Origin of the sequence: Microcoleus sp. S13_C3 (genome assembly GCF_036700905.1) — a bacterium.
Classification (GTDB): Bacteria; Cyanobacteriota; Cyanobacteriia; order Cyanobacteriales; family Microcoleaceae; genus Microcoleus.
The window spans coordinates 61,550-77,650 of sequence record NZ_JAUBPT010000001.1; the positions used below are offsets into that span (position 1 = coordinate 61,550).

The following is a 16,101-nucleotide window of genomic DNA, read 5'->3' on the forward strand; positions in this document are numbered from 1 at the left end:
CAGTGGAAGTTCTAGACATCAAACACAATATCGAAACATTGTCCGATCGACTGGGTGCAACCCAGGACTATCTTTGACATCCCCGCACTCACAGCCAAAATTCAAGACTTAGAGCAAATCTGCGCCCAACCAGCATTTTGGGAAGACCAAGATCGAGCTCAAGAAACCCTCCAAGAACTTAATGACTTCAAATCTCATTTAGACCAATATCGCGGCTGGCAAACTAGCTTGGAAGATGCTAAAGCTATTTTAGAACTGCTGGAGTTAGAAGCCGACGAGTCCCTGTTCCAAGAAGCCTCATCGAGTCTTTCTCAGTTAACCCGCGAACTCGACCAGTGGGAACTGCAACAATTACTATCGGGGCCCTACGACGAAGGCGGCGCCGTTTTGACAATTAACGCCGGGGCCGGCGGCACAGATGCTCAAGATTGGGCCGAAATGCTGCTGCGGATGTATACCCGCTGGGCGGAAAGTCAAGGTTACAAAGTACATTTAATGGAAATTTCCCAGGGAGAGGAAGCAGGTGTTAAATCGGCTTCTTTGGAAATTGTCGGCCGCTACGCTTACGGTTATATGCGATCGGAAAAAGGCACTCACCGCTTGGTCAGAATTTCGCCTTTTAATGCTAACGACAAGCGTCAAACCAGTTTTGCGGGCGTCGAAGTGATGCCAATTCTCGATCGATCCGTCAAGTTGGACATTCCAGAAAAAGATTTGGAAATCACGACCTCCCGCGCTGGCGGCAAGGGCGGGCAAAATGTTAACAAGGTGGAAACCGCAGTCCGCATCGTGCACCTTCCTACCGGTTTGGCTGTCCGCTGCACCGAAGAACGCAGTCAGTTGCAAAATAAGGAAAAAGCTCTGGCATTACTCAAGGCTAGACTGTTGGTGGTTGCTAAGGAACAGCGGGCTTCGGAAATTGCCGAGATTCGCGGCGACATGGTAGAGGCAGCTTGGGGCAACCAAATTCGCAATTATGTTTTTCACCCATACCAAATGGTCAAGGATTTGCGTACTGGAGTGGAAACAACCGCCATCGAAGATGTGATGAACGGCGAATTAGAGCCGTTTATTCAAGCTTACCTGCGCCAGGAAAATCAGTTGGTCAGTAGTCAGTAGTCAATTGACAGTAGTCAGTAGTCAGTAGTCAATGAGGACTTCAGTCCGCAAAAAAGCAGGACTTGCATTCCTCACTACGAACCAATTTTCTGGTATGATTTTTGGGTTTTGGTCGATCGCCCGACCTTCAACAGGTCGCGCGGCCAAAAAGCTTGATATGATAAAACTTGATCTACCGAACAAAAGGAGAAATAATGACCCAAGTTGTAATAGGCGAAAATGAAGGGATTGAGTCAGCCCTGCGACGGTTTAAGCGACAAGTTTCTAAAGCGGGCATTTTCCCCGACATGAGAAAGCACCGCCACTTTGAAACCCCGTTGGAAAAGCAGAAGCGCAAAGCTATTGCCAGAAGGACTAAGAGACGCTTCCACCGCAACAACAAACCCTAGAATTATTAGCACTAAATTGATTCGGCAGATATAATGCCTTGCGATTCTAGTACCGCAGCGACTCGGAGAATCACCGCTTCGCTGTAGGGAACACCAATAATTTGTACCCCCAAGGGCAAAGCGCCGGGCCGCTGTACTGGCACGCAAAGAACGGGCAAGCCAATAAATGATAGGGGTTGGGTGAACAGTCCGAGATTGGGACGCACTAAGATTTCTTGTCCGGCTATTACCATTTTCTCGACGCCAATTTCAGGGGCAGCTATCGGGGTGGCGGGTGCGAGGATGATGTCTGTGTGTTGGAATATTTCGCGAATTTGATCGCGGTACCACTGTCTGAATCTCTGCGCTTGCAAGTACCAAGTCGCAGGGATCAGGGTTCCCGCTAAAAAGCGATCGCGCGTGGCGGGATCGAAGTCTTGAGGGCGCGATCGTAAATTATCCAAATGCAAGTTTCCGCCCTCGCAGGCGGTAATGATAAATGCCGCAGCCCGGGCGCGATCGGATTCCGGTATGCTGACAGTCGCAAGCCCCCCTATTTTTGGGGGGTTTGTTGTTTTTTCTGTGCTTATACCACAATCCAAGACATTTGTCAAGGCTTTAGCAACTATTTCTACAGCATCCATTGCTTCCGGTTCGGCCCCTGTGGCGAAATACCCGTCAGCAACAGCAATTCGCAATCCTTCGATGCCTTGATTTAACTGCGGCGAACAAAGTTCAGGCGGGCGTTGAGTGCAAACTGGGTCACGAGAATCAGGGCCTTGCAGGATATCGTACAGCAGCGCCATATCTCTGATCGATCGCCCAAACGGCCCCACACAATCCAAACTACTCGAAAATAAATAAGCGCCAGCCCTGGACAAACGGCCGTAAGTAGGCTTAAACCCAAAGACACCGCACAAAGCAGCCGGTACGCGGATGGAACCGTTAGTATCAGAACCGAGAGTGATGGGTACAAAACCGGCGGCGACTGCTGCTGCGGAACCGCCGCTGGAACCGCCAGCGATGCGCGTAGTATCGTGGGGATTGCGAGTGGGCCCGTAGTGGCTGTTTTCCGTGACGAAACCGTAGGCGTACTCATCCATGTTGAGCGTACCTACGAGTACAGCCCCAGCTTGTTTGAGTCGGGCGACCACTGCCGCGTCCTGGGTAGCCGGAGGATTGTCAGCGTTGATTTTTGACCCAGCTAGAGTAGTAATTCCGCCGATTTCGAACAGGTTTTTGACTGCGAAGGGAACGCCTGCTAAAGGGCCTGGGTTTTGGTTATTTGCTATGGAATTATCTATATTTTCGGCTGCTGCGAGTGCGCTTGATGCTGTGATTGCAGTAAAGCAATTAAAAGCTTTATCCTTAACAGCAATCCGTTCCAAAGCAGCACTTACCGCCTCTGTAGCCGTAACCTTACCACATTTAACAGCCGCTGCCGTAGCAACCGCATCCGCCTTATCTAAAAAACATCTGCGTTCCTCTGCGTTCATCTGCCCTCATCTGCGGTTAAAAATCTAAGGTTCAAACACGGGCGCAGCTTCGATTGCTTGAGGTAAAGGGAATTCAGTAACGAGTTGGGCGATCGCAGCTATCCTCTCGAAGTTTACCACAACACCGGGGCGGTGTTCCTGGTCTAAGGGTAAGTTTATCAGTTCGGCCGTGCGATCAACATATTCTTCTATATGTATCATTAGTCCCTCCCAAACAACATCAGCGTACATCCGCGTATATCTGCCCTCATCTGCGGTTGAAAATCTAAGGTTCAGATATAGGTGCGATCGATTATTGTATTGTAATCGCGATCGGGCCGTCAGTTATTATTGCTCAGTTTTTTGTATTCCTCGGATTGTCTGATATCATCTAGAGGCGATTTTTGCTCTAGTGGTTCATCAGGACAAAACTTTATAGATGTCTGCGGTTCCCCAGACTGGAAACTTCTATTAACTTCTATTTTAAGCTTTCCTTTTTGCCAACCTTTGGCACCAATCTTGAGAATTTGACAATCGATTCCTTCTTGAGTGGAACTCCAGTTTATCTCCCCTGTCTGAATAGTTGTTTCTTCGTTAATCGACAGAGATTGCATCCAATAATATATGGATTTCTTGCGAGATTCCTTTTCTGCTGCCTCGATAGAAAATAGTATATAATCAAACTTCCTAGCGACTAGCTCTTTAAACCTCCCCACCGTAAAAGTAGCTTTTCCCAATAACAAAACATCATCATCGCCATCTAGTATCTCATAGCTTCTATTGATTTCATTTTTTTTGTTCATTTTATTTCACAAAATTCTGCTAATTCCTATTTGATACCATTTGAAGCGATCTGAGTCAAGCTAGTTAAGAAAATAAATTGACTCTCGCACTTTTCCACTCAAACACTAACAGTTTCCCGCAACTTCTCAACGGCAACATCCAGCGGAGGCAAAGCAAAATCCTCAGCATCCATTAATTCCTTAACCTTCTCAAAAATCTCAACCTCCGTCTCTTCCTGGTCGGTCAGTTTATCATAAAAATAAGGGTCAGTAAACCACTGCTCAAAAGCAATCTCTAACCGCCCATTAGGTGCTAGTTCAAACCGCCAATACTTAGAAACTCTACTATCAACCACCTCAAACAGCGGTGCAGGATTCTGCATGGGATAATAGGTGTAGTTATCGTCACAGATATAGTACCAAACATTACCCTGCGATTGGTAAAGAGCGTAGACAACATATTCTTTGCCAAGCGTTAGCGGAAATTCCACTTCTTTCGTAAAATAGAACTCAGGCTTGAGGTAACTTTCAGGGAGAGCATTACCTGTATTGGCAATACAGCGAATTTTCATGTTTTTTATAACTACAGATTTTTTAGTGTAGTTTTAGGATATGTACGTTTGAATTTAAACTCAACAGTTTGGGCAGTCTCGTTATTTCTGAACCAATGTACTTCAACAACTGCTCCCTCAATTACTGCGGTTTGGGAACTAACCATTTTAACCCAATCACCGACTTTGCCCCCGTAATTAGCGACCAATCGGGGAGCATCTCCCAACGGCTTATCTGCACTGCCTAGAATTCGTTTGCCGACGCTAGCTTTAGCATCTTGCAGTAGCAGTTGCTCCTGCAAATTTCTCGGACTCTCATCGGGAATAGCACCTTGATTCACAATTTAACAGCTTCAAATATTGTTTGTCAAATACCATAAAAACTAATTTTAGCAGGTACTGTTTCCGCCAACAACTTACCCCGCGAAATCACATACCGAACTGCAGCGCGCCTCCTAATAGCATCATAACAATCCTCAGCATCCAACACAATCAAATTTGCAGGTTTCCCCGCCTCTATACCATAATTATCATCTCCCAGATTGAGAGTTTTAGCACCATTGACAGTCACCATATTAAAACAAGCTGCAATTTCAGCCATTCCCGTCATCTGACAAACATGAACCGCCATATGAGCGACATCCAACATATTTCCCGTACCTAAACTATACCAAGGATCTTGCACGCAGTCGTGACCAAAACTCACATTCAATCCCTGCTGCCACAACTCCTTAACTCGCGTCACCCCACGGCGTTTGGGATAAGTATCAGCGCGGCCTTGCAGAGTGATATTAATTAAAGGATTGGCAATAAAATTAATTCCCGATTTTGCCAAACTTCCCATCAGCTTAAAAGCATAAGCATTGTTGTAAGAACCGAAAGCCGTCGTGTGGCTAGCTGTCACCCGCGAACCAGCCCCGCTTCTAATCGCACAAGCCGCTACAACCTCCAAAAATCTCGACTGTTCATCATCGATTTCATCGCAGTGAACATCTATTAATCTCTTGTATTTTTCAGCAAGTTCAAAAATTCGTTCAACCGACTTCACCCCATCTTCCCGCGTCAACTCATAATGCGGAATCCCGCCCACAGCATCCGCACCCATATCCAGAGATTTCTCTAAAAGTTTGTCATTTTCTGGACTTCCGTAAATCCCATCTTGGGGAAAAGCCACAACTTGCAGAGTCATCCAATCTTTGACTTGTTCACGAACTTCCAAAAGTCCTTGCAAAGCAGTCAGCGTCGGTTCGCTAACATCAGCGTGACTCCTGACAAACAAAATCCCTTGAGACGCTTGTAGCCTTAAAGTTTCAACAGCCCGTTTTTTGACATCATCCAGAGTTAAACATTGCTTTCGTTCCCGCCAAATTTGAATTCCCTCGAACAAAGTGCCGCTTTGATTCCATCGCGGTTCCCCCGCAGTCAATCGATTTTAGATTTTAGATTTTAGATTTTAGATTTTAGACTGAAGCATTGACTTGCGCGAGATAAATACGTTCGGCAAGTTTCATCGGATACAGGTTTTTTATTTCTCCACCGATGAATCCGGGGGCTTGTATCCTGGATGCTTTCAGTCAAAGCCGAATCGAGATGAATGTGCGACTCCACAAAAGGAGGACTAACTAAATTGCCTTGAATGTCGATTTCGCGTTCGCCAAGTTCTGATATCCGAGGCGAAACGGCGACTATTTGGTCATCCTCGATAGCAATATCAACCGTTGGGCGATCGCCCGCACCTAACAAACGACATTCGCGCAGAACCATGCTATACTTTTGCTCAGGCATGACAATTGCAGCTATTTTAATACTTGTAAACTTTATCCTTCCTAGTTGCGATTGGGCCTAGTGAGACAAAAAAAATTCCCCAATCACTTGCGAACCCCCTCCTTCTCCCCCTCTGCGTCCTCTGCGCCCTCTGCGGTTAAAAAATCTTACTCAAAAAACCAACCTATAACCATAATCACCAAATCAGACAATCTCAAACTCCAGATAGTGATTTTTCACAAAATCAAAAGTAAAATGGTCAACCACATTAGTATCGCTCAATTCCAGATTGTAAAAATCAACAAAATCCGCATCAAAATACGGCCCAGCGTGCCAAGTCCCCACATCTAACTTAATAAAACAATTGCCCGGAATCCGAAAAGCAGCCATATCCTCTAAACTCGGTTTATCGCTATCCCCAGGAGGCGCAACCGCCATCAACCAATCCTTCCCCTCCAAAGAACCCAAACACTGAGTACATTGAACGTGCCGCGTAATTTTGCGAAACTTGCGACCTTCCTTATGGAGTCGCATAATGTAAAATCTAGGAACACCATTTTGCAAATTTAACTGAGCATCCTCAGCATCGAAAGACTTGCCATCAACAGCCGTAAAGATAACTTGACCGTAACTCCGAAAATTCTCCCGTGTCACCCATTGGGCAAACAACTGCTTAGTCGAAATTGATTCGCTCATAAATCCCAACACCCCTAGCTTAATTCGTCATCAACATTCTAATACAGTAACTCCTCTTCTCTTCTCTGTGCCCTCTGCGTCCTCTGCGGTTAATTAAATAAAAAAATCTAGTTCCCTTTCTCGATCGCCCAAAACACCCTTACAATCAAAATCAGCACACTGCTGCAAAAAACGAGCCGGAATATCAGGCCGAGCACCCCAATGCAAATGCAAATAAGAAGCGTGCACCTGACAAACTCCCCAACCTTCAGCAACCGCCTCAACCTCCCCCCGCTTCCCATACCTCCAACTGTGATAAACTGGATTACTCGGTTCAACAGTTAAATGCGATCGATGAAACTCATGTCCCCAAACCTCATCAAAAGCAGTTAACACCGAACTATCCCTCACAGCCACAGCTTCTCGGTATCCCAGCGTCAAACGCTTTCCCATCGCAGCAGCAGTTTCCAACACTCCCACCCCTGGCCAAGAATTGCCATCGAAGTCTACAATAGAATCACACAAATACATCAAACCGCCGCACTCCGCATAAGTCGGCATTCCCGAAAAAATCGCCTTTCTTACCGCATCCCGAATTAAAACATTACCGCTCAATTTTTGAGCAAACACTTCGGGAAAACCACCACCAAAATATAACCCTTGCACATTGTCAGGAAAAACCGAGTCATCAAGGGGACTCCAGAATACCAACTGGGCACCCAACTCTTCCAACAAATCAAGATTGTCCTGATAGTAAAAATTAAAAGCCCGATCGCGCGCAACTGCAATCCTCACTCCAAATTGTTTTCCCAAAGAGTTGACAACATCATCTTTTTGAGTTATAATTCCCGAAGGCAGACTGTGCCTACCAGAAAGTTGCTCAGACCCCTCACCCCCCTCATTTCGAGTTGCAGCCAACAAAGGCAAAAGTTGCTCCCAGTCAAAACTAACAGCAGCCAAATCAGCCAGTTTATCGATCGCAGCATGAAGATTCGGCAACTCCTCAGCAGGAATCAGCCCCAAATGTCGATCGGGAATAGTAACAGCCTCATCCCTACGCAAAACCCCCAAAATAGGTAAATTGAGCGGTTTGAGAGCATCCTGAAGCAGTTCCAAATGTCGATCGCTTGCCACCCGATTCAGCACCAAACCAGCGAATTTAAGGTCAGGGTTAAAAGAACGAAAACCGTGGGCGATCGCAGCCACAGAACCAGAGAGCCTGCTGCAATCTATCACAAACAATACCGGCAAATTCAGCAAATAAGCCACATGAGCCGTAGAAGCAAAGGAAATAGAATAGTGTTGTTTTCCTACTGGCTTCCTTAAATCCGTTAAATCCTTTACATCTGGTACAATCGTTGCCGAACTTCTATCGGTTACATCCGTTACATCCGTTACGAAATCCGTTGCCGAACTTTCTTCTTCTTTCTTCCGAGAAACACCATCAAATAGCCCCATTACACCTTCAACTAAGGCATAATCAACATCTTGAATCTGACGAGAAAAACACTTTTTTACATAAGATTCAGACGTTAATACCGGGTCTAAATTCCGACAGGGGCGACCAGTAACAAAAGCATGAAACATGGGGTCAATGTAATCCGGGCCTACCTTAAAAGATTGAACATTCAAGCCGCGACGGATTAAATAAGCTAAAAGGGCGATCGTTACAGTAGTCTTTCCCGCACCGCTGCGTTCGCCAGCAATTACTAAAGCCATAGTTCTAGGTTATTCACAAAAAATACATATTTAACGAACCGCGAAGACGCGTTAGGCGAAGCCGCGCGTAAGCGCTAGGGCGCGAAGGAAGAATGAGAAGAAGAGAGGTAATTTAGTGGCTTTTGGGAAGTAATTTAGAGTTTTGAGTTAAATAACAGGATTAATTCAAAACTCCTAACTTAAAATTCACAACTCCTAAAAAAGTAGGGCAGACATTGCCTGCCCCACTGAATATTAACTCAATCCGTCTTGCTTATTCCTTTCTCCTTTCTCCTGATTCCATCCATCCGTTACATCCGTTACATCCGTTACACAATCCGTTGCCGAACTTCTCTTTACCGTTTAGCTAACTTCAGTATTTGAGCCGTCACTGCCAAACTTTCTTCGTAAAGCACATCTCGGCCCCAACTCTGGAGGTGCTGGCCCAGCAACTGTTCCGTCACCTGATCGAACAGAGGACTCACCTGGTTAAACCGATCGGTTTGGGCGCCGCCCTTCGTTTCCATCCGCATACAGCCGCCCGCTTCCGAACACAGAACTGTACCGCAGTCAGCCTTTTCGTTTGTAGAATTCAAACGCACAGCAATCAAATCGCCCGCGACATCGCCCGTATCAGCAGTAGGAATAGCAGCCAACTCGGCTTCGACAACCCGTTCGTCGGGCCCGGCGAATTTAATTCGCTTGATTTGGTAATCGCCCTCTTCCTGTTTGAAAGCAACCGGACGCCACTGAAGCCGACTCGCCAGCCAACCCAAATACATCAGCGCTTGCGTAGAATTGTCCTGTTCGTAATCGATCGTCACCCGATCGATTTCCCGAATCGCAGCGCGGCGTTCTGGGGCGTCAAAAGCCTCAGCAGCCAACTCCTGCCACGCGGCTAGCCGACGCCAATTAAGATCCGCTATCGGAATTCCCTCCTCGATCAGACTTTGCATCAACAGCAATTCCGCTTCACACTCGGCAAAGCTGCTAGAGTCAACAATCACAGAACTGCTAACTGCCGCCAGCCGCTGGAACAAACCTCGATCGGCATCAGGATTCGCCTTCCACCACAGCAGCGTCGGCAAATCAGCGATAGTCAACGCCGTCACGATGCCGCTCACCCGTTCCAAAGCAGCTTCCGTACCCCGCAGCGTAATGTACTCGCAGCAGATCAGATTGCCAGTGGTGCGCTTGTGAACCGGACAATAAGCAGCCACTTGAGCCTGCACGCCCGTATCTTCCCCCGCCGTCGGGCACAGAGCAATAATCCGGCAGGGATTGGCAGCCACAATCGCATCAGCCACCCCCGAACCCCCGGAACCCAAGCCACTAGATCCCATCTCCTCGCCTGTGGAATTTTTGCGAGCCACTTCTTCCCGCAAAGTCGCCAGCAATTCAGCGTTAGGTTTGCCAGTTCTCGGCAGCCCGTAAGCTTTTTGAGCCGCCCTGATGCTAGATGCCGTCATCGGCCCGGTAATACCGTCCACCGGCCCGTCGTAAAACCCCAGATCCGCTAATAACCGCTGAGTTTCTTCGGGTTCGTAGACTACAAAAGTAAAAGTTGTTGCCCTAGTAGCGATCGGAAAATCCCCTTTCGACCCCGATTCTCTGTAACTTTCCCAGATTTGACTCAATTCGGCCTCTATTTGGTCGATCGACACATCTTTAGGACTTTGTAGCGAAACCAGAGGCGGAGCTTTCATCGGTGTCATCGTCATAAATCTTTTCTCCTTTCTTATTAGTCAGTTGTCAGTTGTCAGTTGTCAGTTTTCAGTTGTCAGTTGTCAGTTTTCAGTTTTCAGTTTTCAGTTTTCAGTTGACTGCCCACTACCCACTGCCCACTGCCCACTCACAACTGACCACTGACCACTGACTAATGACTCTTAAAGTCTTCGCCACTTGCGACCATCTCTGTTAATTAGCAGTTCTGCTTCCGCAGGTTCCCAAGTACCCGCTTCGTATTTAGGAACCAAATCTGGGTCGGTGGAGGATTCCCAATCCATCAACGCCGGCGTTACCACCCGCCAAGCTTCTTCCACTTCATCAGAACGGGTAAACAAAGTTTGGTCGCCCAGCATACAATCAATTAACAGGCGATCGTAAGCATCCGAAGATGTCACCCCAAAAGAAGAACCGTAACTGAAATCCATATCCACCGTCCGCGTCCGCAAATCCGGCCCCGGCATTTTCGCCTCGAACCTTAGCGAAATCCCCTCGTTCGGATGCACGCGCATAGTCAAAACGTTAGGAGTAGTTTGTTGGGCCGCGGACTGAAAGATTAGCAGCGGAACTTCGCGGAACTGAATCGCAATTTCGCTAACTTTTTTCGGCAACCGCTTGCCGGTTCGCAGGTAGAAAGGCACTCCCTGCCAGCGCCAGTTGTCAATCATAAACTTCATCGCCACAAAAGTCGGCGTTGTCGAATTGGGAGCAACCCCCGGTTCATCGTGATATCCCGGCACGGGTTTGCCCTTCATCCAACCTGCGGAATATTGACCCCGAATCGCTGAGAACTCCAAGTTATGCAAATCTGCCAAGCGAGTTGCTTGCAGAACTTTCATCTTTTCGGTGCGGATGCTGTCAGCGTCGAGCGAGTTCGGCGGTTCCATCGCCGTCAGACAGAAAATCTGCATCAAGTGGTTTTGCAGCATATCCCGCAACGCCCCAGAGGATTCGTAGTAACCCGCCCGGTCTTCTACGCCTACTGTTTCTGCAACTGTAATTTGTACGTGATCGACAAATTGCCGGTTCCACAGCGGTTCAAAAATCGCGTTAGCAAACCGGAACACCATTAAATTCTGAACAGTTTCTTTACCCAAATAGTGGTCGATCCGGTAAACTTGCTGTTCTTGGCAAACCTTCTGCACGACTCGGTTGAGAGCTTTTGCCGAACTCAAGTCGCGGCCGAAGGGTTTTTCAATTACTAAGCGGTGTTTTACTGGATCGACTAGCATTTGAGCCGCGCCCAGTTGCCTAATTGCTTCTGGGAAAAAGTTCGGGGAAACCGACAGATAAAATATGTGATTGCCCCGAGTTCTCCTGTCTTCGTCGAGTTCGGCTAAGAAAGCTTTGAGTTTTTGATAGCTTTCGGGGTTGTCAATGTCGCCCGGACAGTAGTACAAACCTTGAGCGAAATCTTGCCAAAATTCTTCATTGCCAATGCCGCCGCCAAATTCTTCAATGCCCTCGCGCATTTGCTCTCGGAAGTAATCGTGACTCCAAGGGCGGCGGGCTACTCCCACGACGGTAGTTTCCGGTGGCAAGCGTCGATCGCGCTTCATCTGATAAATTGCAGGTACCAGTTTGCGCTGGGTCAGATCCCCAGAAGCTCCGAAGATGACCAGAATTTGTGGTTCCGGCACCCGTTCTTTTCGCAAACCTACGCGCAACGGATTTTCAAGTAGCGTTACCATTTATTTTCCTTTTTCTAGAGCTGTTAGTCTTGCCAATACACCATGATAGTTTGCGGTCATTTCTGCTAGTTGCTGGGTCAGAGAGTTAATTTGCCCTTCATACTCAGCTTTGACTTCCGCTCTGATTTCCTCCCTGAGTTCTGCCTTAATTTCCTCTCTGAGTTCCGCCCTCACTTCTTCACGAATTTTTATCCTCTCAGCAGCCAGTCGCACTTCCCAATCTCGATCGCGCTGTCGCAGTTCAGCTTTCAACTGCCTGTTTTCGGCTCGCAGTTGCTCCAACTCCAACGCCACAGCAGCAGCACGCCTATCCCTTTCTCTGTTTTGCTGTCGGATTTGCTCTCTAAGGCGCTGATTGTCCGATCGCAATTTCTCCAATTCTGAAGCATCATCCTTGCCAGTTCGCCCGCTGCCTAGTGATGGAAATCGCTGTTCAACCAAGCGCTGAACTGCTGCACCAGTGGGCATACCATTGGGCGATGACTCCACAGCCTCTTGCCAGATTTCGAGTTGCAGTTCTGGCGATAATCCTGTTAGAGGACGGACTTGGCGCTCGTTGGCTGGAAATTTGAGACCCATGGGTCTCAAATTTTCCATTACCCGTGCTGCCCCTATAAATCGATCTGCTGTCCGTCTTGCTATGCCCCACTTATCCTGACAATAAGCCTCAAAAGTTTTTTGGGTTTCCCTATATAATTTCTGTTCCCGAATTTCATCTAGGGCTTTGCCAACTTCGTAAAAAGTCTGAAGTCCATTTTCTACAATGGATTCCAGTTCTTCAAGCCTAGCCCGTTCGGTGACATCAAGTTGGGCTGTTGCATACTCGCTTTCTAGTAGGGTATTGGTAGTTGGCATAGCAATTCCTCAGCGGTTGTAGATGGAGAATTCGAGTTGGATCTTCTGGCGAGATTCCTGCTAGAGGACGGACTGGATTTTCCTTTGTCGGATTTTTGAGACCCATGGGTCTCAAATTTTCCCGGTTCGGGATGGAAAACTCAGCACTTGAGAGCCAAAATCATAGTTGATTTTCCTTTGTCGGATTTTTGAGACCCATGGGTCTCAAATTTTCCCGGTTCGGGATGGAAAACTCAGCACTCAAGAACCAAAATCATAGTTGATTTTCCTTTGTCGGATTTTTGAGACCCATGGGTCTCAAATTTTCCCGGTTCGGGATGGAAAACTCAGCACTCAAGAACCAAAACAATTATCTATTCCGACTCCTAAATGCTTCTGCCTTCAAGGATACAGATATCTGCCTAAGCGACGGGTGACAACTTCTGCACTTTCTCTTGCAAGGAATCCATCAGGGATTGGAACGGGGTGACGAATTTATCAATCCCGTCGAGTAGCAAGTCTGCCATCACTTTGTCCAAGTTGATGTCGATGTCGGGATCTTTGAGACTTTCGATCAGGGTGTAAGCTTCTGCAACATTGTTCTCAATCCGGGGTGCGACATCGCAGTGATCGAAACAAGCTTCCACGGTGTTCGGCGGCAAAGTGTTAACGGTGTCGGGGCCGATTAGTTCATCGACGTACATGACATCGCTGTAGTTGGGGTTTTTGGTGCTGGTGGAAGCCCACAGCAAGCGCTGTACTTTCGCTCCCTTGGCTGCTAAAGCTTGCCAGCGATCGCTCGCTACGATCTCTTTATACTTCTGGTAAGCTATCTTCGCATTGGCGATCGCCACTTTCCCCTTCACCGCTTCCAGTCTAGCTTTTGTGGAAATATCTGTGACATTTTTGAGTTTCTCATCAATCTTGCCATCGATATTGATGTCGATCCGGCTCAAGAAGAAACTGGCAACAGAAGCAATATTGCTCACATCCAAACCTTTAGCCACCCGCGCTTCCAAACCGCGAATGTAAGCCCAGAACGTTTCGACGTAGCTGTCAACGGAGAATAGCAAAGTCACGTTAACGTTAATGCCTTCGCTGATGACTCGCTCGACTGCGGGCAAACCTTCAGCGGTTCCCGGAATCTTAATCATCACGTTTTCTTTGCCGAGGGCTTTGTAATAGCGCAGGGCTTCGCTAATCGTGCTTTCTGTGTCGTTGGCGATCGTCGGTGGCACTTCAATGCTAATGTAGCCGTCCAAACCCTTCGACTCTGCGTAAACTGGGGCGAAGATGTCGCAAGCGTTGCGGATATCTTCAAATACCAGAGATTCGTAAATCTCCATTACAGATTTACCCGCCCGGATGCCCGCTTCGATATCCGCGTCGTAAATCACATTACCTGCGATCGCTTTCTCAAAAATAGCCGGATTAGATGTAATCCCGCGCAGTCCCCGACTTTCAATCATCTGTTTGAGTTCGCCGGACTCGATCAGATCGCGAGTCAAATTGTCCATCCAGATACTTTGGCCAATTTCTTTGATTTCTAACAGGTGATTCGTTGGTGTTGGTGTCATTACTGTAACTCCTACAATTTGATAGCTGTTAATTGGAACTTGGAAATTGGGAATTGAAAATTGAAAATTGGCAATGGGGAATTGGTAATTGGGAGTCGAAAGTTATAAGTTAAAACCCTCTTCCTTCTTCCTGACATCCGTTACATCCGTTACATCCGTTACACAATCCGTTGCCGAACTTCCTTCACTCTTGGACTGTTCTAGGATTGCGCGATCGATCTTGAATAAAAGACTCGACCATCGCTACATTTTCTTTACTGCCGATAATCAAGGGCGATCGCTCGTGCAGTTTGGTCGGCACAACGTCTAAGATGTCTTGAATGCCCGTACTGGCGCGCCCGCCGGCTTGCTCCATCAAAAAGGCCAAAGGAGCCGATTCGTAGAGCAAACGCAATTTGCCTTCCGGTTTTTTCACCGTTCCGGGGTACAAAAACACCCCTCCCTGGAACAAAATCCGGTGGAAATCTCCCACCAAAGCCCCACCGTACCGGGCGGTGTAGCCTTCGCTGCGGTGTACGTAGCGAATGTAGTCTCTCAAAGATTCCTCCCACTGCCAGAAGTTGCCTTCATTAACGCTGTAAATCGGGCCGCGATCGGGAACCTTAATGTTTTCGTTAGCTAGAATAAACTCGCCCAAACTGGGATCGAGAGTAAAGGAATGAACACCCTGACCGATCGAATAAACCAGCATGGTACTGGGGCCGTAGAGTACGTAGCCAGCGGCAATTTGTTTGTGTCCATGTTGCAGCAAGTCGGAAGCAGAACCGTCTTCATCGTCCCCCTCTTGCTTGCGGATGCTGAATATGGAGCCTACATTGAGATTGATGTCAAGATTGGAAGAACCGTCTAGGGGGTCGTAGAGCAGACTGTAACGCCCGATCGGACAATTTTCGGGAATGTAGTAGGGTTTTTCCATTTCCTCCGAAGCCAAGCGGCAGACCAGTCCGCTTTGCTGGAATACCGAGATAAACACTTCATTGGCATAGATATCCATCTTTTTGACGGATTCTCCCTGCACGTTCACAGCCCCTGTAAACCCTAAAGCATCTTCCATTAATCCGGCTCTGCTGAGCCGCCTCGCGATCAGCTTGCCCGCCAGCCCGATGCGATTCATCAGCGCACTGAGATCCTGAGCATCTGCTGAAAAGCTGTGAAGTTGCTGGAGTACGTGACGAGATAGGGTTGTGCAATCGCGGTCTAAGGCTTGCACCTGATCGATCGGGCCCAGGCGGGTTTCCCCTGTCGGCGCGTTTACCATGATTTTGATGTCCTCCCTGTCTTGCTGCTCTGGATTTGGGTTCGATGGAGTCCTTGACACTTGCCCCTGAATCGGCTATGAGACCGATGGTCCCCTAACTTCTATCTTAGGGAGGGTTTTGCCAAAGGGCGTCGAACTTTAGGTGAATTTTAGATCCCGATCGAAAATTGAGGAGTTCGATCGACTGTTGAGCCGGAAATTGTATCCAAAATCACTACTTTTTTTGATTAACCGCAGAGGACGCAGAGGGCGCTGAGAGAAAAAGTGGCGATAGAGAAGCCTACGAACGTTGGCTAGCATCTCAAAAAGACCGACAACTTCCTTTGCGCGAAGAAGATGTAGAACCTATTGTTAATTTGCCGGAATTGCTTGCAGGCATTTACGATCGCGTCGGCTATGATTATCGGCTCGATTACGATCAATATCCCGTACGTAAATTTTCGGCAAAGGCGATATGACACTCCAAAATTCTGGGTAAGCTATCCATAGAAATACGGTAATTGAAATTTAAGCAAATATACAGAGTCCGTCATTGACTTTTCTATTGACTTGTTTGAAATATACTCAAACACTCAATTTACATT

At 47.5% G+C, this 16,101-nt stretch carries 17 protein-coding genes; 3 read left to right on the forward strand and 14 right to left on the reverse strand.

Going from position 1 to position 16,101, the window contains the following annotated elements; genetic code table 11:
• Nucleotides 1–2: 2 nt before the first annotated feature.
• Together prfB and rpsU are read left to right on the forward strand one after the other, a co-directional pair.
• Nucleotides 3–1,119, forward strand: a protein-coding gene (gene prfB / locus QUA16_RS00240) for a peptide chain release factor 2 (RefSeq protein WP_333105779.1) whose coding sequence is annotated in 2 segments (ribosomal slippage) — nucleotides 3–74 and nucleotides 76–1,119 — 1,116 coding nt in all. Because the reading frame shifts where the segments join, the coding sequence is not laid out codon by codon here.
• Nucleotides 1,120–1,313: 194 nt separating this feature from the next.
• Nucleotides 1,314–1,508: a 30S ribosomal protein S21 gene (gene rpsU / locus QUA16_RS00245; RefSeq protein ID WP_006632476.1), complete on the forward strand. Its 195-nt coding sequence runs from the start codon at nucleotides 1,314–1,316 to the stop codon at nucleotides 1,506–1,508.
• An 11-nt stretch (nucleotides 1,509–1,519) separates the two neighbouring features.
• Here the strand turns inward: rpsU and QUA16_RS00250 are convergent, their stop codons facing one another.
• The 14 genes from QUA16_RS00250 to fbp form a co-directional block, all read right to left on the reverse strand.
• Nucleotides 1,520–2,983: an AtzE family amidohydrolase gene (locus QUA16_RS00250; RefSeq protein ID WP_333105781.1), complete on the reverse strand. Its 1,464-nt coding sequence runs from the start codon at nucleotides 2,981–2,983 to the stop codon at nucleotides 1,520–1,522.
• Nucleotides 2,984–3,007: 24 nt separating this feature from the next.
• Nucleotides 3,008–3,184: a DUF4089 domain-containing protein gene (locus tag QUA16_RS00255; protein WP_333105782.1), complete on the reverse strand. Its 177-nt coding sequence runs from the start codon at nucleotides 3,182–3,184 to the stop codon at nucleotides 3,008–3,010.
• A gap of 119 nt (nucleotides 3,185–3,303) precedes the next feature.
• The gene (locus QUA16_RS00260) at nucleotides 3,304–3,765 is read right to left on the reverse strand and encodes a KGK domain-containing protein (protein WP_333105783.1); all 462 of its coding nucleotides are present in this window, start codon (nucleotides 3,763–3,765) and stop codon (nucleotides 3,304–3,306) included.
• 98 nt (nucleotides 3,766–3,863) lie between these two features.
• The gene (locus QUA16_RS00265) at nucleotides 3,864–4,316 is read right to left on the reverse strand and encodes a hypothetical protein (RefSeq protein ID WP_333105784.1); all 453 of its coding nucleotides are present in this window, start codon (nucleotides 4,314–4,316) and stop codon (nucleotides 3,864–3,866) included.
• An 11-nt stretch (nucleotides 4,317–4,327) separates the two neighbouring features.
• Nucleotides 4,328–4,636 carry a hypothetical protein gene (locus QUA16_RS00270; protein WP_333105786.1) on the reverse strand — a complete coding sequence of 103 codons (309 nt, stop codon included), beginning with the start codon at nucleotides 4,634–4,636 and terminating at the stop codon, nucleotides 4,328–4,330.
• A 26-nt stretch (nucleotides 4,637–4,662) separates the two neighbouring features.
• Nucleotides 4,663–5,721, reverse strand: a complete 1,059-nt coding sequence (codA, locus tag QUA16_RS00275) for a cytosine deaminase (protein WP_333105787.1) — start codon at nucleotides 5,719–5,721, stop codon at nucleotides 4,663–4,665.
• Nucleotides 5,722–5,741: 20 nt separating this feature from the next.
• Entirely contained in the window at nucleotides 5,742–6,080 is a 339-nt protein-coding gene (locus QUA16_RS00280; RefSeq protein WP_333180959.1) for a hypothetical protein, read from the reverse strand.
• A 183-nt stretch (nucleotides 6,081–6,263) separates the two neighbouring features.
• Nucleotides 6,264–6,755 (reverse strand): ureidoglycolate lyase, encoded by a 492-nt coding sequence (locus QUA16_RS00285; protein ID WP_333105790.1) that lies wholly within the window; start codon nucleotides 6,753–6,755, stop codon nucleotides 6,264–6,266.
• A gap of 93 nt (nucleotides 6,756–6,848) precedes the next feature.
• Entirely contained in the window at nucleotides 6,849–8,453 is a 1,605-nt protein-coding gene (locus QUA16_RS00290; protein WP_333105791.1) for a cobyrinate a,c-diamide synthase, read from the reverse strand.
• Nucleotides 8,454–8,788: 335 nt separating this feature from the next.
• Entirely contained in the window at nucleotides 8,789–10,153 is a 1,365-nt protein-coding gene (opcA, locus tag QUA16_RS00295; protein ID WP_333105792.1) for a glucose-6-phosphate dehydrogenase assembly protein OpcA, read from the reverse strand.
• A gap of 165 nt (nucleotides 10,154–10,318) precedes the next feature.
• Nucleotides 10,319–11,848, reverse strand: coding sequence for a glucose-6-phosphate dehydrogenase (zwf, locus tag QUA16_RS00300; protein WP_333105793.1), 1,530 nt, complete (start codon nucleotides 11,846–11,848; stop codon nucleotides 10,319–10,321).
• Entirely contained in the window at nucleotides 11,849–12,703 is an 855-nt protein-coding gene (locus QUA16_RS00305) for a hypothetical protein (protein WP_333105795.1), read from the reverse strand.
• A 401-nt stretch (nucleotides 12,704–13,104) separates the two neighbouring features.
• On the reverse strand, nucleotides 13,105–14,259 hold the full coding sequence (gene tal, locus QUA16_RS00310; protein WP_333105796.1) for a transaldolase: 1,155 nt from the start codon (nucleotides 14,257–14,259) through the stop codon (nucleotides 13,105–13,107).
• A 184-nt stretch (nucleotides 14,260–14,443) separates the two neighbouring features.
• Nucleotides 14,444–15,517 carry a class 1 fructose-bisphosphatase gene (gene fbp / locus QUA16_RS00315; protein ID WP_333105811.1) on the reverse strand — a complete coding sequence of 358 codons (1,074 nt, stop codon included), beginning with the start codon at nucleotides 15,515–15,517 and terminating at the stop codon, nucleotides 14,444–14,446.
• 323 nt (nucleotides 15,518–15,840) lie between these two features.
• Here fbp and QUA16_RS00320 point away from each other — a divergent pair, with 323 nt between their 5' ends.
• Entirely contained in the window at nucleotides 15,841–15,975 is a 135-nt protein-coding gene (locus QUA16_RS00320) for a DUF4058 family protein (protein WP_333105799.1), read from the forward strand.
• Nucleotides 15,976–16,101: the final 126 nt, after the last annotated feature.